The organism is Parvivirga hydrogeniphila (assembly GCF_023371205.1).
GTDB lineage: Bacteria > Actinomycetota > Coriobacteriia > Anaerosomatales > Anaerosomataceae > Parvivirga > Parvivirga hydrogeniphila.
The window spans coordinates 228154-249527 of the sequence record NZ_JAMCCO010000001.1 but is presented as its reverse complement, the minus strand read 5'-3'; the positions used below and the strand labels follow the sequence as shown (position 1 = coordinate 249527).

At 68.7% G+C, this 21374-nt stretch carries 18 protein-coding genes; 5 read left to right on the top strand and 13 right to left on the bottom strand.

The features are described from left to right. Positions 1-45: 45 nt before the first annotated feature. The 4 genes from MX659_RS01200 to MX659_RS01185 all read right to left on the bottom strand — a co-directional run bounded on the left by MX659_RS01200 (position 46) and on the right by MX659_RS01185 (position 7463). Positions 46-630, bottom strand: a complete 585-nt coding sequence (locus tag MX659_RS01200; protein ID WP_267191665.1) for a septal ring lytic transglycosylase RlpA family protein — start codon at positions 628-630, stop codon at positions 46-48. Positions 631-1024: 394 nt separating this feature from the next. Next, a complete protein-coding gene (locus MX659_RS01195) occupies positions 1025-3742 on the bottom strand; it encodes a UPF0182 family membrane protein (protein WP_267191664.1) in 2718 nt (905 codons plus the stop codon). A gap of 5 nt (positions 3743-3747) precedes the next feature. After that, entirely contained in the window at positions 3748-5298 is a 1551-nt protein-coding gene (locus MX659_RS01190; RefSeq protein WP_267191663.1) for an HD-GYP domain-containing protein, read from the bottom strand. Next, entirely contained in the window at positions 5295-7463 is a 2169-nt protein-coding gene (locus tag MX659_RS01185) for a HEAT repeat domain-containing protein (protein WP_267191662.1), read from the bottom strand. The genes MX659_RS01190 and MX659_RS01185 overlap by 4 nt, the downstream gene beginning before the upstream one ends. A 75-nt stretch (positions 7464-7538) precedes the next feature. Here MX659_RS01185 and MX659_RS01180 point away from each other — a divergent pair, with 75 nt between their 5' ends. Next, positions 7539-8222 (top strand): Maf family protein, encoded by a 684-nt coding sequence (locus MX659_RS01180; RefSeq protein WP_267191661.1) that lies wholly within the window; start codon positions 7539-7541, stop codon positions 8220-8222. On the opposite strand, the gene MX659_RS01175 is transcribed toward MX659_RS01180, so the two are convergent. The 6 genes from MX659_RS01175 to MX659_RS01150 are packed head-to-tail and all read right to left on the bottom strand — an operon-like array spanning position 8212 to position 13106. Further along, positions 8212-9024 carry a class I SAM-dependent methyltransferase gene (locus tag MX659_RS01175; RefSeq protein ID WP_267191660.1) on the bottom strand — a complete coding sequence of 271 codons (813 nt, stop codon included), beginning with the start codon at positions 9022-9024 and terminating at the stop codon, positions 8212-8214. The two genes, MX659_RS01180 and MX659_RS01175, sit on opposite strands and share 11 nt — an antisense overlap. Further along, positions 9021-9941 carry an amidohydrolase family protein gene (locus MX659_RS01170; RefSeq protein WP_267191659.1) on the bottom strand — a complete coding sequence of 307 codons (921 nt, stop codon included), beginning with the start codon at positions 9939-9941 and terminating at the stop codon, positions 9021-9023. The genes MX659_RS01175 and MX659_RS01170 overlap by 4 nt, the downstream gene beginning before the upstream one ends. Before the next feature lie 14 nt (positions 9942-9955). Continuing rightward, entirely contained in the window at positions 9956-10396 is a 441-nt protein-coding gene (locus MX659_RS01165; protein ID WP_267191658.1) for a PspC domain-containing protein, read from the bottom strand. Positions 10397-10409: 13 nt separating this feature from the next. Beyond that, positions 10410-11336 (bottom strand): LiaI-LiaF-like domain-containing protein, encoded by a 927-nt coding sequence (locus tag MX659_RS01160; protein ID WP_267191657.1) that lies wholly within the window; start codon positions 11334-11336, stop codon positions 10410-10412. Next, on the bottom strand, positions 11333-11797 hold the full coding sequence (locus MX659_RS01155) for a PspC domain-containing protein (protein ID WP_267191656.1): 465 nt from the start codon (positions 11795-11797) through the stop codon (positions 11333-11335). The genes MX659_RS01160 and MX659_RS01155 overlap by 4 nt, the downstream gene beginning before the upstream one ends. After that, on the bottom strand, positions 11775-13106 hold the full coding sequence (locus MX659_RS01150) for a hemolysin family protein (RefSeq protein WP_267191655.1): 1332 nt from the start codon (positions 13104-13106) through the stop codon (positions 11775-11777). Before MX659_RS01150 ends, MX659_RS01155 begins: the two co-directional genes overlap by 23 nt. Positions 13107-13247: 141 nt before the next feature. Between MX659_RS01150 and MX659_RS01145 the strand changes: the two genes are divergently transcribed. Next, the gene (locus tag MX659_RS01145; RefSeq protein ID WP_267191654.1) at positions 13248-15233 is read left to right on the top strand and encodes a HEAT repeat domain-containing protein; all 1986 of its coding nucleotides are present in this window, start codon (positions 13248-13250) and stop codon (positions 15231-15233) included. Continuing rightward, positions 15230-16549, top strand: a complete 1320-nt coding sequence (locus tag MX659_RS01140) for an HD-GYP domain-containing protein (protein ID WP_267191653.1) — start codon at positions 15230-15232, stop codon at positions 16547-16549. The genes MX659_RS01145 and MX659_RS01140 overlap by 4 nt, the downstream gene beginning before the upstream one ends. Before the next feature lie 17 nt (positions 16550-16566). Here MX659_RS01140 and MX659_RS01135 read toward each other — a convergent pair whose 3' ends face one another. Then, complete coding sequence (locus MX659_RS01135; protein WP_267191652.1) at positions 16567-16923, bottom strand: hypothetical protein; 357 nt, start codon at positions 16921-16923, stop codon at positions 16567-16569. A gap of 233 nt (positions 16924-17156) precedes the next feature. Next, positions 17157-18782, bottom strand: coding sequence for a sensor domain-containing protein (locus MX659_RS01130; RefSeq protein ID WP_267191651.1), 1626 nt, complete (start codon positions 18780-18782; stop codon positions 17157-17159). 120 nt (positions 18783-18902) lie between these two features. Here MX659_RS01130 and MX659_RS01125 point away from each other — a divergent pair, with 120 nt between their 5' ends. After that, positions 18903-19751 carry a universal stress protein gene (locus MX659_RS01125; RefSeq protein WP_267191650.1) on the top strand — a complete coding sequence of 283 codons (849 nt, stop codon included), beginning with the start codon at positions 18903-18905 and terminating at the stop codon, positions 19749-19751. On the opposite strand, the gene trhA is transcribed toward MX659_RS01125, so the two are convergent. Further along, the gene (gene trhA / locus MX659_RS01120; protein ID WP_267191649.1) at positions 19748-20440 is read right to left on the bottom strand and encodes a PAQR family membrane homeostasis protein TrhA; all 693 of its coding nucleotides are present in this window, start codon (positions 20438-20440) and stop codon (positions 19748-19750) included. The two genes, MX659_RS01125 and trhA, sit on opposite strands and share 4 nt — an antisense overlap. Before the next feature lie 82 nt (positions 20441-20522). Between trhA and MX659_RS01115 the strand changes: the two genes are divergently transcribed. After that, positions 20523-21362, top strand: coding sequence for a 4Fe-4S dicluster domain-containing protein (locus MX659_RS01115; RefSeq protein ID WP_267191648.1), 840 nt, complete (start codon positions 20523-20525; stop codon positions 21360-21362). Positions 21363-21374: the final 12 nt, after the last annotated feature.

Sequence of the window (21374 nt, the reverse complement as noted above, 5' to 3'; positions counted from 1 at the left end):
GAACCGCTAGGTACATACCCGAACGGAGGCGCGCATTCGCACGGATCAGCGCACGATCCTCCAGCGGATAGTCCCGACGCCGGAGAAGCCGAGGGCCTTGGCCGTTCCGGGGCCAAGGTCGAACGTGCGCCCACGGACGTACGGCCCACGGTCTTTCACCACGGCGATCACACGGCGTCCCTTGTACTCGATCTCGACCTTCGTCCCGAATGGGAGCGTCCGGTGCGCAACCACCATGCTCGTGGGGGTGAGCGTGCCGCCGCCGGCCATGGTGTGGCCGTAGAATCCGGGACCGTACCACGACGCGCGGGCGGTGCGCCAGCCGCTCGGCTCTGACGCTTGCTTTCGCTGCGCTGGACGGCGCTTCACTGCAGGCTTGGCCTTCGGCTTCGCGATGGGGGTCGCCGTCTTGAGCGCCACGGCGGCAAGAGCGGGTGTGGTGGGGGCGCCTGCCGCCTCGACGGAATCGGACTTCGCCTCGAGGACCGTGGCGGCAGTGGCCGGCGCTTGCGAGAGCGTCGGGCGTTCCTCGATGGCGGACAGGCCGGCAGCCGGCGCAAGGCCGCTGCCGATGACGAGCGCGACAGCCAGAGCGACCGCTCCGACGCCGCCCGTCACAGGGACAGACATACTTCGTACCTTCACGCAGAACCTCCCGGTCCGGCTACAGGACAGGCGGCTCACCGGGCATGGATGTTCCACGGAGGTGGAAGACGAGGGGAAGAAGGGGGAATAGCTGCCTCGTACCCGGCCGCTGGATCGGCGCGCTCGCCGCCTTGGCCACACAAGCATCAGCTATGCTGTTCGGTGTGGACCTGATCCGCTGGGCACCGCTGCACCTCAGTGCGATGCGCAGCATCGTGCCCGATTTCGCGTCTCGACGGCCTGGCGCTGGTCCGCGGGTCCGGCCGGAGGCCGTTCCCACGCCAGGCGCGTCCTTGCCTAGCAACAGGGGCGCATTCTACCTGGAAAGCGGCGTCCTGTCCAATCTGGCCGTGCTTGAGAGATCGTGCGGCTGGCGCCCTCAGGGGGTCTGAGTCGCCCCTCCCGATGCGCCGGACAGCGATTCGAGCACCCTCCCGAGCTCTCCGATGTGTTTCCCGTAGGCCGCCCAATCGCCTGCTCGCTGGGCCTCCATCGCGGCTTGGTACAGCTCCGCCGCACGGGCGATGGTCGCGCTCGGCGTCTCGCCCCCGCCTTCGCTGGGCGCGGACGCCCCGAACACCCCCGCGAGCGCCGCAGGAAGGTCCGGTTGCATGGCAACCTTGTCGCCGTACGCGACGATGACGCGCGTGAGCTGGGGCATCGCGGTCTGCTCGGCCTGGAGGTAGAGAGGCTGGATGTAGACGATCGAGTCCTTGATCGGGATGACCAGCATGTTCCCGAACAGCACGTTGCTTCCGCGCTGGCTCCACAGCGTCAGCTGCTGCGAGATGGTGGGGTCTTGGTTGATGCGTGCGCTCACCTGGTTCGGGCCGAGCACCAGCTTCTGCTTCGGGAACGTATAGACGATCCGCCGCCCGTAGGAATCGGCATCAGACGACGCCGCCATCCACCCGATCATGTTGTCCTTGTTCCGCGGGGTGAACGGCAGCATCATCATGAAGTCGGTCTTGGGCTCCTGCGGCAAGCGCATGAGCACGTAGAACGGCTCCATCGCCGTGCCGCCGTTCTCGCCGGGCAGCGCCCACTGGTCCTCCTTGTTGTAAAAGACGCGCGGGTCTTGCATGTGGTAGGTCTTGTACGCCTCTGCCTGAATGCGGAAGAGCCCCTCAGGGTACCTGAGGTGCGCGCGAACGCCCTGGGGCATGTCGCTCGCGTCTTTCACGAGGCCCGGGAAAATCCTCCGCCACGTCGCCAGGAGCGGGTCGGCTTCGTCAATCGCGTAGAAGGTCGTCGTGCCGTCGTACGCATCGATCGTGATCTTCACGGAGTTGCGGATGTAGTTCACCCCGCTGATGCGCTCAGAGTAGGGATAGCGGTCAGACACCGTGTAGCCGTCCAGGATCCACACGATGCGGCCATCGATGACGGCCGGGTACGGGTCGTCATCCACGGCGAGCCACGGCGCCAGCTCGCGCACACGCTCCTTCAGCGATCGTCTGAAAAGCACCTTGCTGTCGGACCGGATGTAGTCGGACAGCAGGAACTGCGGCGAGGAGAACCGTAGCGCGAACGCGAGACGTCGCAGCGGGCCACCCACCTCGACGCCGCCAGAGCCTGCGTACCGCGTCCCGGCGTTCTGATCGCCCACGGGGTAGTCGAACTCTTCGATGTCGGTGTCGACGACCGCGTACGCGTCGGTGAGCTCGCCGAAGTACACCGCGGGCTGCATGACCTTGAGGTCGGTCTTGGTGGCGGGCGGGATGTCTCTGACGATGAACTGCGGGAGGCCCTGGCCGCTCACCTCGTTCACGGGGCTCACCACGACGCCGTATCCGTGCGTGTACACGAGGTGCTCGTTCACCCACGTCTTCGCCTGCTCCGCGAGACGGCTCGTGTCGAGCTCGCGTGCGGCGACGAGCACCTGGCGGAGCGTGCCGTCGATGACGTACCGGTCGACGTCCACGTCTGCGAAGTCGTAGTACGGGCGGATGCCCTGCAGCTGCTGGTACGACTCTCGCGCGATGCCCGGGTCCCACAGCCGGACGTTGCTGATCGTCTCCGCGCTCGCTGCGATGTCGGTGGCCGTCAGGCTCTCCTCGGCCGGGAACGCGCGCACATGCACCGCGTCGAGCCCGAACGCCGTGCGCGTCATCGCGATGTTCCGTTTGATGAACGGCTCCTCGGCCGCGATCTCGTTCGGCGCGACGCGGAACTGCTGGACGAGCGAGGGGTAGACGCCGCCGACGAGCACGGACGCGGCAACCCACACGCCCAGCGCCATGGCCGGCAGGCGCCATCCTCGGAAGCGGATGTTGACGATGAGGGCGAGGCCGCACGCGATGGCGACCACGATGAGGATCTGGTACGCCGGGATCTGCGCGTGGACGTCGGTGTACGAGGCGCCGATGACCTGGCCTCGCGGCGAGAAGTCGAGTTCGAAGATGTCGAGCCAGTACTTGAACGCCTGCACGACGATCATGAGGCCACCGAGCACCGACAGGTGCGCCTTCACGTGCGGGTCGAAACCCTTCAGGCGCGCCCAGGGCCGCAAGGCTCCGGAGAACAGGTGCGCTGCGGCCGTCAACAGGAGCGTCACGAACAGGACGCCCATCACCCAGTCCGCGACGGCCCGCAGAGCAGGGGCGGTGAAGAAGAAGAACGAGAGGTCGCGCCCGAACTGCGGGTCGACCTTCCCGAACGGCACCGCCGACAGCGCGAGCCGCACGGTCGCCCACTGCCGTGAGGCGCCGTCGGCAAGCATCAGCGCGACGACCGCGCACGCAGCAAGCGCTGCCGCTCCAGCGAACCGCTCGACGCGACGCTTGAAGTCCTCGAGCGCCATCTCGAGACGGTACGACGCCTCGTCGGTGGCCCGCAGCACTGCTCGGGGCCGAAGCTTCCAGGCGATACGGACGTTGAGGTACGTGGTGACGAATGCGACGACGAGCGCGACGCCAAAGACGGCCCACTTCGAAACGAGACGTGTCCAGAACACGGCCTCGTGTCCGAGCTCGTGGAACCACAGCACGTCCGTGTAGAACCGCGCCACGGCTCCACTGAAGCCGAAGACGAGCAGGAGGACCGCGAAGAGCCAGGCGGCCCGCTTCGCGGTCGCGCTGCTGGTGCTGCGCTCCACAGGAATCACCCTTCCTGAAGCAGGCGGCGGGCGACGACGCCCGCGTCGTCGAGGTCGACGCAGTGCACGACTTCGCGGCCGCCCGCCTCGCTCGGGTCGCTCAAATCGATCTCGGGACCGTCGACGAGCACGCCCGCCTCGTCCGCCACGATGCGCACGCGCGGCGACCGCGCGTCGCCGACAGACGGCGCCACGACGGCCGCGAGCTCGCCCGTGCTCAGCCGCACGACGCACCCAGGAGGATAGACACCCATCATCCTGATGAACAGGCGCACGAGGCCCGGGTCGAGAGCGGAGCCCGCGTTGCGCACGAGGATGCCGATGGCCTCGTCCCGCCGCCTCGCTGCGCTGTACGAACGCCGCGAGGTCATTGCGTCGTATGCGTCTGCCACGGCCACGATGCGGCTCGAGACGTGTTGAGCGGTCGCGTGGAGCGTCGGGTAGCCGGTGAGGTCATAACGCGCATGGTGCTCGAGCACCATGATCGCCGCCGCTTTGTCCAACCCCGGCGTCAGCATGATGTTCTCGGCTCCGTAGATCGGGTGATGCCGGATGAGGGCCCACTCCTCGGTGGTCAGCGGGTCGGTCTTGTTCAGCACCTCGAGCGGGACCATCATCTTCCCGATGTCGTGCAGCAGCGCCCCTGTGCCGAGCGTCGAGAGGAACCGCACGTCGTTCGTGATGCTTGAGCCGAGCGCGATGGACAGGATGGCGACGTTCACCGAGTGGTAGAAGGTGTACTCGTCGAACCGCTTGAGGCTCGCGAGCTCCAGCATCGCGAACCGGTTCTCCAGCACAGAGGAGACCAGGCTCCGGACGACGCTGCGCACGTGCCCCGCGTCGATGACCTGGTTGCTCCGCAGGATGCGGTCGATCTCACGGATGAGGTCGAGCGCGTCGGTGTAGACGGCCCGGGCGCTGCTCGGCCCTCCAGCGACTGTCGAACCGCGCTGTACCGCGACGGCACGAATCTCGATGCCCTCGACGCCGCTTCGCCGCGCCAGTTCCGCTGCGCCGCCTTCAGCGATGATGCGGGCAGGGTCTTGCGCGATCACGTCTGCGAGCTTGAGCACGTCTTCGAGCGTCGCCCCGCGCTTGATGACGATGCTCCCGGCACCGATCGCGGTGAGGTCGCGGGTGAGCTGGTCGAACAGCATGCTTTCCTCGAGCAGCATCTGCTCGCCGAGAAGCACCTGGTCGTCGTAGAAGACGAGCGGGACGTCGACGCCTTCCTCATGGTAGCGGCTCGCGACCGCGAGCAGATCGCTCGCCGCTTGTGCAACCGAGGGATGGCCGATCGGGTACAGCTGGCGGGCTCGCCTGAGCGCGTGCAGGCGCGCAAGGACGTCGCGCGCGCGTGAGAGCTGCTTGGCGGAGAACACAGGGACGCCTTGGCGGCCTTCCGCAACCGGCGCGGCCGGCTCATCGTCGGCAGGGCGGGCGCCCATGGCTTCGCGTACAGCGCCCTGTTCGGGACCGCGCTCGTCGATCCGTGCGGCCTCTTCCTCGGCGAAACCGGTCTTCTCCTCGGGCATCCGCCCGTTCTCATCGCTCATCGCTCACCGTCCGACGACGTCTCGCTCAGCGCTCGTACTGCCTGCTCGGCCGCGGCCGCCACCGCTCTATCTCTCTGGGCCCTGAGCAGCCCTCCTCGCCTGCTCGCCAGCTGCTCCAGCACAGGGACCGCTTCTCGGGCGCCAAGACGGACCAGCGCTTCGATCGCCTCGACACGGGGCGCCACGTCCCTGTTCCCTGCGCCTGCCCCTCGCGCGACATCTGCCAGCGCGTGCGCGGCGCCTCGCACACCGAGCGTGCCGAGGTAGCGCGCGACGAGAGCCACGTTCTGGGCGTCGTCGTCCTGAAGCGCCGCAACCAGGAGCTCTTCTGCGTAGCGGTCACGGACAGACGCCAGCGCCCGGACGGTCTCGCGCCGCACGCGTGCGTCGGCGTGCCGGAGCGTCCGCGCAAGGTACGGCAACACCGCAGGATCGCGCGTCGAACCGAGGATCGCCACGACGTTGCGGACGAAGTACCACCGGCCGTCTTCGACGTGCTTCCCGAGCTGCTCGACATGGCTGGAGGCGATGGCCGATATCATCTCGACGAGCGCCTTTCGCGCGGCCATGTCCTGCTCGCTCGCAAGCACCTCCAAGAGCGGGTCGATGCTGACGTCCCCGAGCATCCGCACGAGACGGGCGCAGGCGGCATGCTGATCGGTGCCGGGTTCGGCGAGCCGGGCCGCTTGGCAGAGGTGGGAAAGCCGTTCTGCCGTGGCGATGCTCGAAAGCACGGCGTGCACTCTGCCTCGCGCCTCCTCGGGCACTCCCTCGTCGCTCCTGAGCGCCGCGAGCGCAGCCACGGCCACCGCTACCGCCTCGAACTCGTCGCGATCGAGCAGCACGGGAAGCCCGTCCTCGACGAGCGCCAAGAGCGACGCGAAGGTCTCGGGACGACGCTCCAGCGAAAGCAGTCTCACGAGCGTCTTGAACACGTCCGCGTCCGACAGGCCAGCGGAGACCTCCTGCCGCAGGCGCGCCAGCTCCGGGTCGGCGTCCGCCACCGACTTGGTCACGCCCAAGTCGACGAGACGCACCGCCTCCTCGATGTCCTTCGGGGCAGTCGTGCCCCGCCCTTTCGGCGTCTCGATCCTCTCCGGCAGCGCCCGCGCGGCGAACCCTCGCGCGGTCGGTTCGGGTATCCCGGCCTCCACCAAGGCGCGCACCGCTGCTTCGGCGACCTCCTGCCGCGAGTGGATGCCGATCAGCGCGAGGTTCAGAAGCGCGCGCGACAGCCCTTCTTTCGACGCCGCATCGCCACCGGCGCCTGCCACGAGTGCGGCGCACAGGTCGTCGAGGGCTATCTGCGAGAGCAGCGCTGCAACGTTCTCGTCGACGCGCGCCCGGGGCAGCAGGTGGTCCGCGATGAGCCGTGCTCGTGTGTCCTGATCGAGCGCCATCACCGCCTCTGCTGCCGACCGATCGAGCTGACCCTGCTCCTCGTCGATGTCGCCGGAGATCGCGCGCGTCATGGCGAAGATGCGGTCTGCGAGCCGCGAGACAGGGTCCGCTGCGGCCTGCGCCGCAACGTGCTCAAGGTAGGCGCCGACCAGCTTCGGTTCGAGCAGGAAACGCACCAAGACGCGCTGGTCGCGATGGTGCAGGTCCCGGACCGAACCGAGCAACCTGTCGATGGCCTCCGGCCCGGGAGGCCATGCCTCCTCGGGCTCTGAGACCCTGTCCGTGAGCTCCGCCTGTTCCGCTTCGCCCGCGTCGACGACCTTCGTCTCCATCTCGCCCACGGTGATCTGGTGCACACCGTGGTCCCACAGCCACGAGGAGAAGCCGCCTTGCTTCTGGATGTCGCCGGGCTCGAGTGTCACTCCCTGCAGGAACGCAGCGATCTCCTCGGGCGTGACACCTGTGTGGAACCGCACGTCGCCGATGCCATGCCGGAAGGACTCGCGCGCGAAGTTCACGAACGCTTGCTGGCCTGGAAGCGCTTGCAGCCCCTCGAAGAACAGCCCGTCTCTGCTCACGACCATCCTGACGGTAGGGTTCTTGCGCTGCAGCGGGCGGAGCTTCTCGACGACGAGGCGGGCGTTCTGCTGGGGAATGCTGCTCGAAGGCGGATACAGCCGCACCGCCTTGTAGGTGACAAGCAGCTGCTTGACGAACGCTTCGATGTCGCCCGGTGCGCGCTTCGGTGCCTTGCTGTCCGCCACAGCCCTGCCTCTCGTCCCCTCGCTCTGCCGTGTGCGCCGCTCTGATTATGCCCTGTCTTCCCGCCGGGTGCTATCATGCGCCGCATGGCCACCACCGACGCTCGCCCTCGCATCGTGCTTGCGTCTGCGTCTCCCCGCAGACGGCGCCTCATCGAGTGGCTCGGCCTGCCGGTCGAGATGCGCTCGCTCGGCATCGACGAGCCGCTCGACCTGTCGCTTCCCCCGGAGGAGCTCGCGGAGCACCTCGCCGCATCGAAAGCGCTCGCCGGAGCGTGGAGCGCAGGCCCTCACGACCTCGTCTTGGGCTTCGACACGATCGTGGTGCTGGACGAGCGGATCCTCGGCAAGCCGGGCTTCGATAGCGAGGCGCGGCAGATGCTTCACGCGCTTTCCGGCCGCCACCACGAGGTCGTGACGGGCGTGGCGATCGTGATCGGCGGCCGCCTGGCGCGCTCGTTCGCCGTGACGACCGACGTGGAGATGCATGCCCTCGGGGATGACGAGATCGAACGGTGGATCGCCCGTGGCGAACATCTGGGTTGTGCGGGCGCCTACAACATAGAGCATCACCTCGCGCGCGTGACAGAGGACGAGTGTTTCCAGAACGTCGCGGGCCTCCCGCTGTGCCACCTGTACGCGGAGCTCGCCACCGGCGCGTTCGGCGACCTCGTCGGCATCACGCCGCCGGTCGTCCGGTGCGACGCCGCGCTGGCCAGGACCTGTCGCCTGGGGCCGAGGCTCTGCGGCCTCATTCCCTGAGCGCGACCACGATGACGCTCTCGTCCTCCTCGGGGCAAAACGCGCTGAAGTCGTGGGCGCCGTAGAGCTCGACGTCGCGGAACCCGGCCGCCTGAAGCTCCGCGACGAGCAGCTCGTGCGGAAGAAGCGCGTGCACCGACCTTCGGCAGGAAAGACGCCAACCGCCGGACGCGTCGGCCTCGAGCGACCGGCTCCACGCCTCAGGCGAAAGCGCGTCGCGGACCTTCGGGTCGCGCACGAGCGTGACGAAGTCGAAGTAGAGCCGCCCTGCGCTCGCGTCGGCGTCCATCACCCGCAAGAAGAACGCGTCGCCGTCGTCCGTTTCGCGGAAGACCGGCGGCACGGTGCGCACGCCGTTCGCAACGATCCTGTGGTGGTTCAGCAGGTGCAAGACGAGCAGGCCGCCTGGCCGCAGAGCGCCGCGGAAGTCCTCGACGGCGCGCCGTAGCCCCTCGACGCCGTCGACGTGCGGAAGCGCGTTGCCGGTGCAGGTGATGGCGTCGACCGGAGCGCCGAGGAGCCGGCAGACGTCGCCGAATGCGCCGCGCACGACGCGCACCCCCACACCGACTCTCGACGCGTGCTCGCGAGCGCGCTCGAGCATCTCCTCCGAAGGGTCGATCGCCCAGACCTCAAGGCCCCACGACGCGAAGAGCGCAGCGTGCCGTCCGCTTCCGGCTCCCACGTCCGCGACCGAGCGCACCCTGTAGCGCTCGAAGAGCGTGCGGAAGAACGGGCCTTCGCGCTGGAGCCGCCGCTCCCAGTCGACGAGCACGTCGTAGTCGCCGGCACGTCCGTTCATCGCAGCTCCTCCTCATCGAGCGAGAAGATGCGCACTGCATTCCTGCGCAGGATGGTGTCGCGCTCCCGCTCGCCAAGCCCGATCTCCTCGAGCGTCCGCCGCTGCTGGTACGCGATCCAGGAGCGGTACGGCGCCGTGGTGCCGGAGTCGGTGCCGAACAGGATCCGCTCCGGACCGAGCGCGAGCAGCGCGCGCTCGAAGACCTGCGCGAGGGTGAAGCCGTGCGGATCGTAGTCCATCCAGTTGTTCGTCCCGGAGGAGTCCACGCACACGTTGTCGCACTGGTATGCCAGACGCAGCGTTTCCGAGAAGTACCCCGCGCCGAAGTGCGCAATCACGAACGTGATCTCGGGGAAGTCGCGCGCCACCGGCGACAGGTCTGTCGGGTCCGCGTATCGCAAGTCGCCTGTCGGCCCGATCGTGACGCCGTAGTGGACCGTGATGGGGCACGCAAGCTCCGCAGCCTTCTCGAAGAACGGCCGGCACGCTGGGTCCGAGAGGTAGAAGTGTCGGTTCACCGGGAGCAGCTTGACGCCGCGGAAGCCCGCGGCCATCTCGCGTTCGAGAAGGACAGCCGCTCCGGAAGCCGTCGGGTCGAGCGTGGTGAGCGCGAAGATGCGCCCCGCTGCCGCGCGGACGAACCGGCGCATGTACTCCGAGTCCTCGAAGACCGACATCACGACGGCTTTCGCGATCCCCGCTTCGTCGAGGCGATGCGCGTACCACGCGGCCATCTCCTCGGGCGCGAGGTCGGGCAGCGGCTCGCCTCTGCGGCCCAGGCGCCTCGTCTCGAGCGCACGCGCGAGCGGCTCGGGAAGCGCTCGCCCTCGCTCCACTTGCTCGAGGAAGAGTCCGCGCGCGAACAGGTGGACGTGGGCGTCGACGACGTCCCCCGGAACGGTGCTGCGGCCGGCCATCGACGCTCCCGCGATCACGCCAGCTGCCCGGCCCCCTGCTCAGGCTCTTCCGGGACGACGAGGGCCATCACGAGGTAGGCGATCACTGCCCCACCACCGTTCACGAACACCGCGAAAGCGAGGAACGCGAGGCGCACCAGCGTGGGATCGACCGAGAAGTACTGCGCAAGGCCCCCGAGCACGCCCGAGACCCACCTGTCGTGGCGTGAGCGGTAGAGCCGCGTCCCTGCTGAGGGCACGTGCGGCCCGGCGTCACGAGAGGCCGCCACGATGAGGAGCGCGCCGATGACGACGAGTGCGATCGCGCTCCGCGCGGCCCACATCGTCTGCCACCACACCCACACGGCGCTCGGGACGAGGCCGGCTTTCTCGGCGAAGGCCCACACGCCCGCCGCGATGACGATCGCGCCGACGATGACCAGCGCTTCTTGCCGGGGTCTGCCGTTCTCAGCCATCTTCACACCTCGCTCAGTAGAGTTCGATCGCGACGCTGCTCAAACCCGCCTGGATCTCCACGTCGAAACGGTCCGCCGCCTGCTCTGGCCCGTGCTCGTACGTGCGCACACCGCTCGCGTCGCTCGTCCGCTCGACCCCGCCCGCCTCGTCGGACTCGAACGACACCAGCCCTCCTCGGACCATCACCCGGAACGCAGCGTCGCGCGGGAACCTGAGCGTCACCGACGACACGCCCGTGTGGATCTCGACGGGAACCACGCCGTCTGCCTCACCGAACGTCAGCGTCGATTCCGAGACGCCCGCGTCGATCCGCGCTCTGGTCAGGCGCAGCTCGGTGAGGTCGGCCTCGAGCTGGCCTGCGCCGGCCTCGATCGTCAGGTCCCAGGGCAGGTCGCGGCTGAGCGCCACGTCGAGCTCGGCCGAAGGGGCCCTGCCTGTCCACAGCCACGGGTGGGAGCCGAGCGAGGTCTCGACGCGCGCGGTGCCGTCCTGGCGGCTGACATCGAAGGTCGGGACGAACGGCGAGCGGCCCGAGGCCGCTGCAAGCGCTTCGCCCGCCTCGACGGACACGCGGCCTGCGCCCCCACGAACGACGGCGACCCCTCGCATCACCGATGCAGATGCGGGCTCCACGAAGGAGAAGTCCTCTGTGGCTCCCGAAGCGGTCCGCTGCGCTGGCGCCACCCCGATACCGCTCGCTGACGCGAACACCGCATACAACAGGCCCGCGAGCACGACGAGGCTCGCCGCAACGCGGACCCACTCGCGCCCGAGCCCTTTGCCGAGGATGTCCAGACCGGCTGCGATGATCAGTAGCGGCCAGAGCGAGAAGACGTCCGCCCAGACCGACCACGACAGCGCGCCCAGCGTGTTGGCGAGCAAGACGCTCCCGAGCGCGACGACCGTGAGCCCTTCGACGACCCGCTTCGCACGCATCATGACCGCACCCCCCTCACGACCATCCTCAGGCCGACGAGGATGAGAAGCACCGGCCAGAAGCGCCAGAGCTCGACGTCGACGAACCGGGCGACAAGCAGCGCGACGCCTAGTGCGACCAGCACGACGCCCGCCCAGGTCGTGCCGCGACGGTACGAGCGCTCAGACGGCACGGCCGGCGCTGTCGCAGGCGGTGCGGAGGCTGGCGCCGCGGCGCGGTCTTCGGCGTTGGCAGGTGGTGCGCTCGGCTGCTGCGGCTCGCCGGACGATGCGTCGTCCGGGGCCTCCGGGACGACCGCCGCCATCACCAGATACGCAAGCGCCATGCCGCCGCTCGTGACGAACAGCAGCGCCAGTGCCGCCAGACGAACCAGCACGGGGTCCCACCCGAAGTGCTCGGCCAGTCCTCCGCACACACCAGCGATCATCCGGTCCGAGCGGCTACGGTACAGCCTCTCTGCCATCGGATCCCCCTTCCTTCTGCTCGCTGGCGCTCACGTCGGCAGCGTCGCCTCGCCGCACGGAGATCCGCAGCCGGGAGATCCTGCGGCGACGCATCGCCTCCACCCGCGCGGTGAATCCCGGTCCTTCGATGGTCTCGCCAGGAGCAGGGATGCGCCCGAGCTCCGCGAGGACCCACCCCGCCACGGTGTCATACTCGTCCGACTCAGGCAAGTCCACGCCGAGCATCTCCCGCGCGTCCGACACCGGCAGCTGCGCATCGACGAGCCACTCCCCGTCGCGCACGGGCACCACGTAGCGCCGGTCCCGATCGAACTCGTCTGCGATCTCGCCGACGATCTCCTCGACGATGTCCTCGATCGTGATGATGCCTGACGTGCCGCCGTACTCATCGACCACGATCGCCAGGTGCGTGTGCGCCGACCGCATGTCGGAGAGCAACGCCAAGATGGGCTTCGTTTCCGGGACGAACATGGCCGGCCTCACGATCTCCCCCACGCGCCGGAGCCGCTCTCCGCGGGTCATCTCAGAGATCAGGTCCTTGAGCAGCAGCACGCCCACGATCGAGTCGGGATCGCCCCGGTGGACAGGCATCCGTGAGAAGCCGGTGCGCTGGAACAAGCCGACGGCTTCCACAACCGTCACGTCTTCCGGGAGCATCGCCACGTCCACCCTCGGCACCATGACCTCGCGCGCGACCGTGTCGCCGAGTGCAAGGATCCCGTGGATCATGCGCTTCTCTTCATCAAGCAGCGTCCCTTGCTCGGTCACGAGGAGCTTGATCTCCTCCTCGGTCACGCCCGGCCGCACGGCGCCGCGTGGGACGCCGAGCGCGGCGGCGACGAGGTCGGTGCTCCGCGCGAGCAGCCACACGAGCGGCGCCATCACGGCCTGCAGCACGGCGATAGGACCAGCGACCGTCTTGGCCACCGCCTCCGCACGGTGGAGACCGACACGCTTGGGCGCAAGCTCGCCGAACACGAGCGTGAGGTACGAGACCGCAAGCGTCACGAGCATGACGGCGAGCCCGCCGGATATCCGCGCCACCCACGCAGGACCCGCCGCCTTGAGCCAGCGCGCGAGCGGCATGGCGAGCGATGCGGTGGCAACGGCCGACGCGCCGAAGCCGATGAGCGTGATGCCCGCCTGGATCGCTGCGAGGAAGCGCGATGGGTCTTCGGCTACCCTCAGCACCGCGGCGGCCCGCTTCGATCCCTGTTCCGCCTCGGCCTTCAGCGCTGAGCGGCGGGCGCTCACGAGCGCGATCTCCGCAGCAGCGAACACGCCGTTCGCCGCTATGAGGAGAAGCACGATCAGTGCTTGAGCGATGTATGCGTCCATGCCGATAAGAGTACCGTAACGTCCCGCGAGCATAACCGGCGGCATCGGTCTGTACGGCACGACGCCGTTCGGACACAATGGAAGCGTCTGACACGACGCGGAGCGTAGGACATGGCGGGACCCGAACGTCCACAAGCGCTCGAACATGCGGTGCGCGCGCTGTCCACCGCACTGAAGACCGCGCGCTTGTATCCTCCGGCCTCGCCCATCCCGCAGCAGTCAGCGCGCTCGGCGTCCGACGCGCTTCTGGCTGCGCTTCACGACAGCGGGCTTCCCGCGCTTCCGTTCACGCTCGCCCGCGACGGGCTTGCGCTCGCGGGCTCGGACTCAGCGCTTGGCGCTCCCGACGTGGCCGAGCTCCTCGCGTCCCACGGCATCGCCGAGATCGTCTTCACGCCCGAACTATCCGATGGGGACGTCACCGCCTTCCTCGTGACCGCGTTGCGCGACCCCGAAGAGGTCCTGCGGCAAGGCGGGCTTGCCGCAGCGCTCGAGGCCGCCGGCGTCGAGGGCATCCGCGTCTCAGAGGTGGCCATCACCGTCGTCGACCAGCGCGCAGGCGAGCAGACGCCTGACTTCGACGACTTCTTGGCGTCCATGGCCGGCGACGTCTCCGCGATCTCCTCGTGGCTTGCGTCGATGAGCGGCAAGGACCCCGCAGCGCTCGCGGAGGGGCTTGCCGCTCTCGCGCAGGCCGCAGGCCCGAATGGCTCGACGACGGTCGCCGACACGCTCGCGCACGCCTTCGACGGTCTGTCGCAGGACGCGAAGGACGCGCTGTTCGCCGCGGCCGTGCGGGAAGAGACCGCGGCGGCGGTCGTCGGCCCCGCACTCAGTCGTATCGACTCCGCGAAGATAGCCCAGGCGCTCGCCGCCGGTGCGGCGGGCGCGAACATGCTCTCGCTTTCCAATGCGCTGGCCAAGCTTCCGCTCGGCGAACGACTGGGAAGCGTGCTCGCGGACCTGAAGCCCACGCTCGAAGCGCTTGGGAGAAGCGGGACCGAGATCGGCTTCATGGAGCACATGCTCGAGGTGCGCTCACGCGCCGAGCCCGAGGTACCGCTCATCGACCTCGAGGCCGGCCACCGCGACGCTGCCCTGCGCGCCGAGGAGGCTTCGGCTGCGATCGAGACCATGCGCCGCGACGTGGCCCATGCCGCAGAGGCCCTCCCTGAGCGCTCGGTCCGCCTGATGCTCGATATGCTCGACCGGCAGACCGACTTCGAGATGTACTGCAAGATCCTCGACGGCCTCGCCTCCACGGTCCCCGTGCTCATCGCGACGCGGCAGCTCGGCCTCGCGCGGTCCGTCCTCCAGCAGCTCTCGGCGCGGGAACAGCGCACAGACCTCCCGTGGCCGGAGCTGTCGAACCGCATCACCGGCGCGATCGCCCGCGCGACGGACACGCACGCGATGGAAGAGCTCCTGCACGCGGTGGCGGACGACCAGCGGCTCGCTCCGGACGCGAAGTCGCTGCTCTCGCTCGCTACGCCGGACTCCGCTGCGGAGTTCGTGCGCGCCGCCCTGGCGTCGCGCGACCCGGAAGCGCTTGGAGCAGCGCAGCTCGTGTTGGGTCGCCGCATCCTCGACGTGGCCGCCGCGCTCGCACCGTCGGCGCGGTGGTTCGAGGCCGGGCAGCTCGTTCGCTTGCTCATGGAGGCGGGCGACGAGCCGCGTGCGCGCGCCGCGATCGAGGCGCTTGCGTCGCGGCCTGATGCTCAGACGCGCCAGGAGGTGGCGCGTGGGCTCGGAGCAGCGAGTGCTCCGCACGCCGTCCGGCTGCTGCAAGCGCTCGCGAAGGACCCCGCTCCCGAGGTGAGGGCGGCCGCCGTCCGCGCGCTCGGCAGGAGCCCCGCTCCGGGCGCAGCATCGGCCCTCGCGCAGCTCTTCGACGAGCTCGACTGCGACGGGAAGGACTTCTCCGCGTGCCGGGAGATCATCCAGGCGCTCTCGCGTTGCCCCGATGACGAGAGCGAGGCCGTGCTGCAACGCATCGCGAACCGCAAGGCGCTCATCAAGCGCGGGCACTTCTCAGAGGTCGTCGACTGCGCGCGCCAGGCCCTTGCGGCCAGAGCGCGAGGAGGTGTGTCGCCGTGACCCGTGAAGCCGTGGATCTCGTCGCGGCGCTCTCGACGGCGCGCAGGGCGGCGCACCTGTACCCGCAGACGCACCCCTCGTACGTGGAAGCGATCGCGAGCTTCACCAATGCGGTGTCCGCCTGCGTGGCCGCTCGTCCGTGCACGCTCGCTGTGTACGCTGGCCGCCTGTACCACGAGAACGCGCCGCTTCCCTTAGACGTACCTGCCGTCCGATCGCTTGCCGAGACGTTCGAGTCGCACAACGTCGAGAGCGTCACATTCCACCCGGACGTCGCACAGCACGAGCTCGTCGCACTGCTCGAGGCCCTCAGCGCCAAGCCCGAAGCCGGCTACGACCTGGCCGCCGAGCTGGAGCGGGCTGGCGTCGTGGGCGTGACCATCGGCGTCATCGCGGATGAAGACGCCCAGAAGGCCGAGGAGCGGAACCGGAAGAAGGAACAGGACCGCGCGCTCTACCACCGCCTTCTCGCGCTGATGCAGAGATTGAGCGAGCAGGTCGCGCGGCGCGGCGAGCCCGACCTCGAACAGGCGGGCATCTTGGTGGAAGGCGTGCTCGCACGTCTGATGGAAGACTCCGCCGCCGTCCTCGGGCTTACCACCATCGCCTCGGCGAGCGAGCCGTCGCTCTTCCACGCCATCAACACGATGGCGTACGCGCTCGTCATGGGGGCCGAGCTCGGGATTCCGGAAGAGGGGCTTGCCTCCTTGGGTATCGCCGCGCTCTTGCACGACATCGGCAAGGTGCCGTTCGACCTCACCGACCCTGAACAAGCGCAGCGTGCGGAGGTCCTGCACCCCTCGCTCGGCGCTGAGATCTTGAGCCGCCTGCCAGACGCAGACCGGACCCCGATGCTGGTCGCGTACGAACACCACATGGGGGTCGACGGCTCAGGCCACCCCGACCGCGAGGCAGGCTACGTCACCCACCCGTACAGCCGGCTCGTGGCCATCGCGAACCGCTACGACCATCTCGTCACCCCGAAGCCGCACGGACTTGGCCTTTCCCGGGACCGCGCGGTGATCCAGGTGCTCCGCGAAGGCGGGGCGTCGCTCGACCCTATGTTCACGCGGCTGCTCGCAAAGGCGTTCGGGGTCTTCCCTGTCGGGTGCGTCGTCCGCCTGTCCGATCAATCGGTCGGTGTCGTGATCGCGCCAGGACCGTCGCCGCTCACGCCCCGCATCCAGCTCCTCTTCGAGCCGGACGGGACAGAGACCGAGCGTGGGCGCACTCTCGAACTCGCAGGCTCAGGGCTGGATATCGTCGAGGTGCTCGACCCCAGGAGCCTGGCGCTCGATGTCTTTGAGCGCCTGTGAGGTCGCTGCTGCTCGCGCTACATCTCGGAGTGCGGAGCGATCCGGTACAAGACCAGCGCGATGAGCGCGAGCCGCCGGTTCCGGTCCTGGCACGCGCGAACGAATTCCGCGACCGTCTCCCGCATCTCCGGCGTGGGCTTGTACCGGATGAGGCCGCCTGCGACCGAGAGGATCCTCGCATCTTGCAGAGCGGCGACCTCCGGCTCGATCTCGTCTGCTTTCCGGCCGAGCCGCGAAGCAAGGCCGTTCAGGTCGAGAACCGCGTCCGGGTTGCGGTAGAAGAAAACAAGGATGTCCCAAGTCAGAAGCGACCTCACGTGTCGCTCCACGAATTCGGTGACCTTCGGACCCAGGACTCCTTCGAGATCGTACACCCGCGACCCTTCCAGTGCTGGGTGCGGTGACGCACCCGCCCCTCGCCTGCTGCAGCCTGCGCCGATGCGCTGTCTCCCTCGCTGCGTCGACATAGAGTGTATCCGAACGGCACCATGAATCAAATGGTCCGGTACGAGCGGCATCTCTCGTGGTGTATGCGGTCAGGTGCGGTACCGAACGGCACGACGAGCGGCGAGCTACTCGGACAGCGTCCCCGGTGAGGTCTCGGGTCTCACAGGGAAAGCCACGATGGGTCCGCAGCGGCGAACTCCTTGAACGCGTTGGGGGGAACGGCCCGGGAGAAGACGAAGCCTTGCGCCATGTCGCACTTCAGGGCCTTGAGGTAGCCGAGCTGCTCGGCAGTCTCCACGCCTTCAGCGATAGCGAGCGAATCGAAGCTGTGCGCGAGCGCCACCATCGCCGCCACGAGCGCAGCGTCCTGTGCGTGCGTGTCGATCTGCTTCAAGAACGACCGGTCTATCTTGAGCTCGCTGAACGGCATGTCGCGCATCCTGCTGAGCGACGAGTACCCGGTGCCGAAGTCATCGAGCGCGACTCGAGCGCCCATCCCCCGCAGGATACGCAACACCTCGGCCGCAGTGTCTGGGTCTTCCACGATCGCGGTCTCCGTCACCTCGAGCACGCACCTGTCGGGACGGACTCCCGTGTCGGCGATCGCGTCTCTCACGTGTTCGACGACCTCGCCCGAGCGCAGCTGCCGCGCACTCACGTTCACCGAGACCCACACGTCGTCGAGGCCCTCGTGGGCCCACTGGCGCATTTGCCTGCACGCCTCGTGGATAACCCAGGCGCCGACGTCGGAGATCAGCCCTGTCCGCTCCGCGACCGGTATGAACGTGGTCGGCATCACGAGGCCGTGACCGGGGCGCTCCCAGCGCAGCAGCGCTTCTGCCCCCGCGACCGTGCGGCGATGCACGTCGATCACCGGCTGATAGTGCACCACGAGCTCGCCGCGCTCGAGCGCCTGCCGGAGTCCTTCAGAGATGTCGGCCGCCTGCTCTGCTTGTTCTGCGAGCATCGGGTCGAATACCCGGTAGCGCGCGCGGCCGGCCGCCTTCGCGGCCTGAGCCGCCGCCTCTGCGCGCGCGAGGGCGATCTCGATGTGCTCCGGCGCCCCTTCGAGAGCCGCTAGACCGATGCTCACCGTCGCCCGCACGCGATGCTGGCCGATCGTGCAGGGCTCGCTCGTCACGCGCAGCACGCGCTCGGCCGTCTCTTCTGCCTCACGCGCGCCGCCGGGCGCGTCGAGAAGCGCGACGAACTCGTCCGCCCCGAAACGCACGAGCGCGTCGCGGGGCGAGAGCGCCTCTCGCAAGCGGGCGCTTGTCGCGTCGAGGACGGCCTCGGCCTCCACGTGCCCTACCTGCGCGACCACGGAGCGGAAGCGGTCGACGTCCACGAACATCAGCCAGGGCCGTTCAAGGACCCTCGATGCGGCTTCGAGGGCAGAAAGGGCGCTGCGCCTGCTTTCGTGCAGCGACAGAGGAGCGCCTCCCGCCGCGTCGGCCACCGGAAGGAGCGCAAGCACGACGACAGAGCGCCCTGCGTGCACGGCGTGCGAGGCGCTCACGACGATCTCGGCCGCGGCGCCGCTCGCCGACCTCACGACGACGGGGGCCGATGGCCCGTTGTCTGCGCGCAAGAACGCCTCGGCCGCGTCACGATCCCGCTCGGCGAACAGCTCATGGAGGTTCGCTGCGCTCAGCGCGTCCTCGTCCACGCCCAAGAGCGACGCCGCTCGGCGGTTGGCCCGGACGATCGCACCAGTCGCGCGATCGACCGCCAGGAGACCGCAGGGGGCGGCGTCGAATACTGTCGTGTCGATGTCTGCGCCCATCGAGCCCTGTATTCCCTTCCGGCCAGGCGGAGCAACCGCGCCGCGCGGGAATACTAGGCGAAAGAGAGAGCGCTTGTCCGTGACCCGGGTCACCGGCCAGATGTTGTCAGGGAGGACGCTGTGTTCGAGCGTGCGGTGATATGCACCGACCTCACGCAGTCCTCCGCAAGCGTCGTTGCGTGCGCCGGCGCGCTCGGCGCCCTCGGCATCCAAGAAGTCGTCCTGGTGCACGTGATCGACGTTGCCGCGACGAACGCAGGGAGCCTTCCTGGGAGCGGCGTGTTCGAGCGTCAAGCCGAAATCCTCGAGCAGGCCGGTTTGCACGTGAGCGTGGACGCCGCGCTCGGGTACCCGGCGTTCGAGATCGAAGCGGTGGCGGACGCCCACCGAGCCGAACTCATCGTCGTCGGATCGCACCGCAAGGGCCTCTACCCGGCCACGTTCTCGGGCAGCACATCCTCTGACGTTCTGCGGATCGCGTCGCGCCCCGTGCTGCTCGTCGCGTTGGAAGCGCTCGGGGGCCCTGACCGAAGCCGGCAAGCATGCTCCCGGCTCCTCGCTTCGGCGCTCTTCTTGACGGACTTCTCAGAGCAGTCCGAGCTCGCAGCGCGCTACCTTATCGCCCTCGCTCGCAAGGGGCTTCAGCGTGCAGAGCTCCTGCACGTCGTGCCGCTCGGCGAGCAGCACCCGCAGCTCCGTGCCCGGTCTGCCGGAGAACGGCTCGAGCCGTTGGCCGTCCGCTTGTCTGAGATGGGAGTATCGGCCGAGCCCCGCATCGCTTTCGGCAGCGTCGCCACCGTGGTTGCCGAACGGGTCCGCACGGACGAGCACACGCTCGTCGTGGTAGCGCCTCACGAGCCCCCGCCCGGTTCTTCTATGCTCGATAGCGTAACGAATGCCGTCATCCGCAACACTGCAGCGCCTGTGCTCGCGATTCCGCCGAACTGCCTGCGCGAGCCGCGCCTCTAAGGCGTGGGCAGCACGTGCAGCACCACCGCGAGAACGTGGCAGGCGCTTCCTGCAAGCACGAACAGGTGCCACACCATGTGCATGTACCGGACGCGCTTCGCCAGGTAGAAGATGGTGCCGAGCGTGTATGCGGCGCCACCGGCAGCCAGAAGCGCGACGCCTCCCGGGTGGAGCGCCGCTGACAGCGGGCGGATGACCACGACGACGAGCCAGCCCATCGCGAGGTAGACGACCGTCGAGACCCACTTCGGCCGGTAGACCCAGAACGACTCCAGCGCGACGCCGAAAAGCGCGAGGCCCCAGATCACGCCGAAGAGGACAAGCCCGCCTTCGTCTCGCAGGGTGACGAGCGTGAACGGCGTGTAGGTGCCAGCGATCAAGAGGTAGATGCTGGCGTGGTCGAGCACCTTCAGCACGTGCCGGGCCCGCTCGTTCGGGATGCTGTGGTACAGCGTCGAGGCCGCGTACAGCAGAACCAGCGTCACGCCGAACGTCACGGCGCCCGCAATCCGCCACGGATCCTTGCTGAACGCGCTCAGGACCGCGAGGGCCACGAGCGCCGCCAGGCTGAGCGCAACGCCGACGCCGTGCGTCACAGCGTTGGCGATCTCCTCGCCCACCGAGTACTCTCTGCGCCGTTCAGACCTCGCCGACCCGTCGCTTGCTCTCCCTGGAGCGCCCTCGTCCATGCCGCCTCCTGCTCGTTGCGCGAACACGCGCCGCGCGCGCCTGCGTCTTGGTACTGTAGCAGCACACGGCTTTGGAGACGCGATGTGCGAGTTCTGCCACAAGCACGGCGACGGCCAAAAGTGGTACTTGGCAGCGGCCTCGTACGCCGCTGACTTGCAAAGCGACCTGGAACGACGCGGCTACCTCGTCGAGTTCGTGAGCGGCTTCGACGAGCGCATGCGCCGGACCGTGCCGCTCCTCGAACGTCTCCGCGTCCTGCCGAAGCCGCTCGGCGACGCGGTCCGGACGGCGTCGAGCCGACGCATGCAGCGCGACCACTTCGGGCAGCCTGTGACGCTTGAGGACTGCGCCGCGATCCTCGACATCGCCACGAGCGTCGTCCGTGTCCCGTGCGTGTGCCGGCACTTCGCTCGAACGCCCGACGACGGCGTGTGCCTGGCGATCACCACCCGGCCGACGGACGACGTCATCGAAGAGGCGTTCGCGGGCCACCTGTCGGAACCGGACACGCCCGGGCTCCAACGCCTGTCACGAGCCGAGGCGCTCGCGCTCTTGTCCCGCTGCGAAGAGCAGGGGCTCATGCACTCCGTGTGGACGTTCAAGACGCCGTTCATCGCAGGCATCTGCAACTGCTCGCTTCAAGCCGGATGCATGGCGATGCGCAGCACGCTCGAGCTCGGCGTGAAGGTGATGTGGAAAGGCGAGCGCATCGCCCGCCTGGACGCCGACGCGTGCACGGGCTGCGGAGCATGCGCCCAGCGCTGCCCCTTCGTGGCCCTCTCGCTCGACCGCGCGCGCCGCGTCGCGGTGCTCGACGCGGCGCGCTGCTACGGGTGTGGGCTGTGCGCTGGCACGTGCCGACCGAAAGCGATCGGCCTCGTCGACCGGAGCTCGGTGCCCGCCTTCGCGAACGACTGGTAGGCCGCGCACGCT

Coding starts and splice junctions, on each gene's coding strand:
- MX659_RS01200 (WP_267191665.1), bottom strand. CDS start 630: ATGTCTGTCCCTGTGACGGGCGGCGTCGGAGCGGTCGCTCTGGCTGTC.
- MX659_RS01190 (WP_267191663.1), bottom strand. CDS start 5,298: ATGAGCGATGAGAACGGGCGGATGCCCGAGGAGAAGACCGGTTTCGCC.
- MX659_RS01180 (WP_267191661.1), top strand. CDS start 7,539: ATGCGCCGCATGGCCACCACCGACGCTCGCCCTCGCATCGTGCTTGCG.
- MX659_RS01175 (WP_267191660.1), bottom strand. CDS start 9,024: ATGAACGGACGTGCCGGCGACTACGACGTGCTCGTCGACTGGGAGCGG.
- MX659_RS01170 (WP_267191659.1), bottom strand. CDS start 9,941: ATGGCCGGCCGCAGCACCGTTCCGGGGGACGTCGTCGACGCCCACGTC.
- MX659_RS01165 (WP_267191658.1), bottom strand. CDS start 10,396: ATGGCTGAGAACGGCAGACCCCGGCAAGAAGCGCTGGTCATCGTCGGC.
- MX659_RS01160 (WP_267191657.1), bottom strand. CDS start 11,336: ATGATGCGTGCGAAGCGGGTCGTCGAAGGGCTCACGGTCGTCGCGCTC.
- MX659_RS01155 (WP_267191656.1), bottom strand. CDS start 11,797: ATGGCAGAGAGGCTGTACCGTAGCCGCTCGGACCGGATGATCGCTGGT.
- MX659_RS01145 (WP_267191654.1), top strand. CDS start 13,248: ATGGCGGGACCCGAACGTCCACAAGCGCTCGAACATGCGGTGCGCGCG.
- MX659_RS01130 (WP_267191651.1), bottom strand. CDS start 18,782: ATGGGCGCAGACATCGACACGACAGTATTCGACGCCGCCCCCTGCGGT.
- trhA (WP_267191649.1), bottom strand. CDS start 20,440: ATGGACGAGGGCGCTCCAGGGAGAGCAAGCGACGGGTCGGCGAGGTCT.
- MX659_RS01115 (WP_267191648.1), top strand. CDS start 20,523: ATGTGCGAGTTCTGCCACAAGCACGGCGACGGCCAAAAGTGGTACTTG.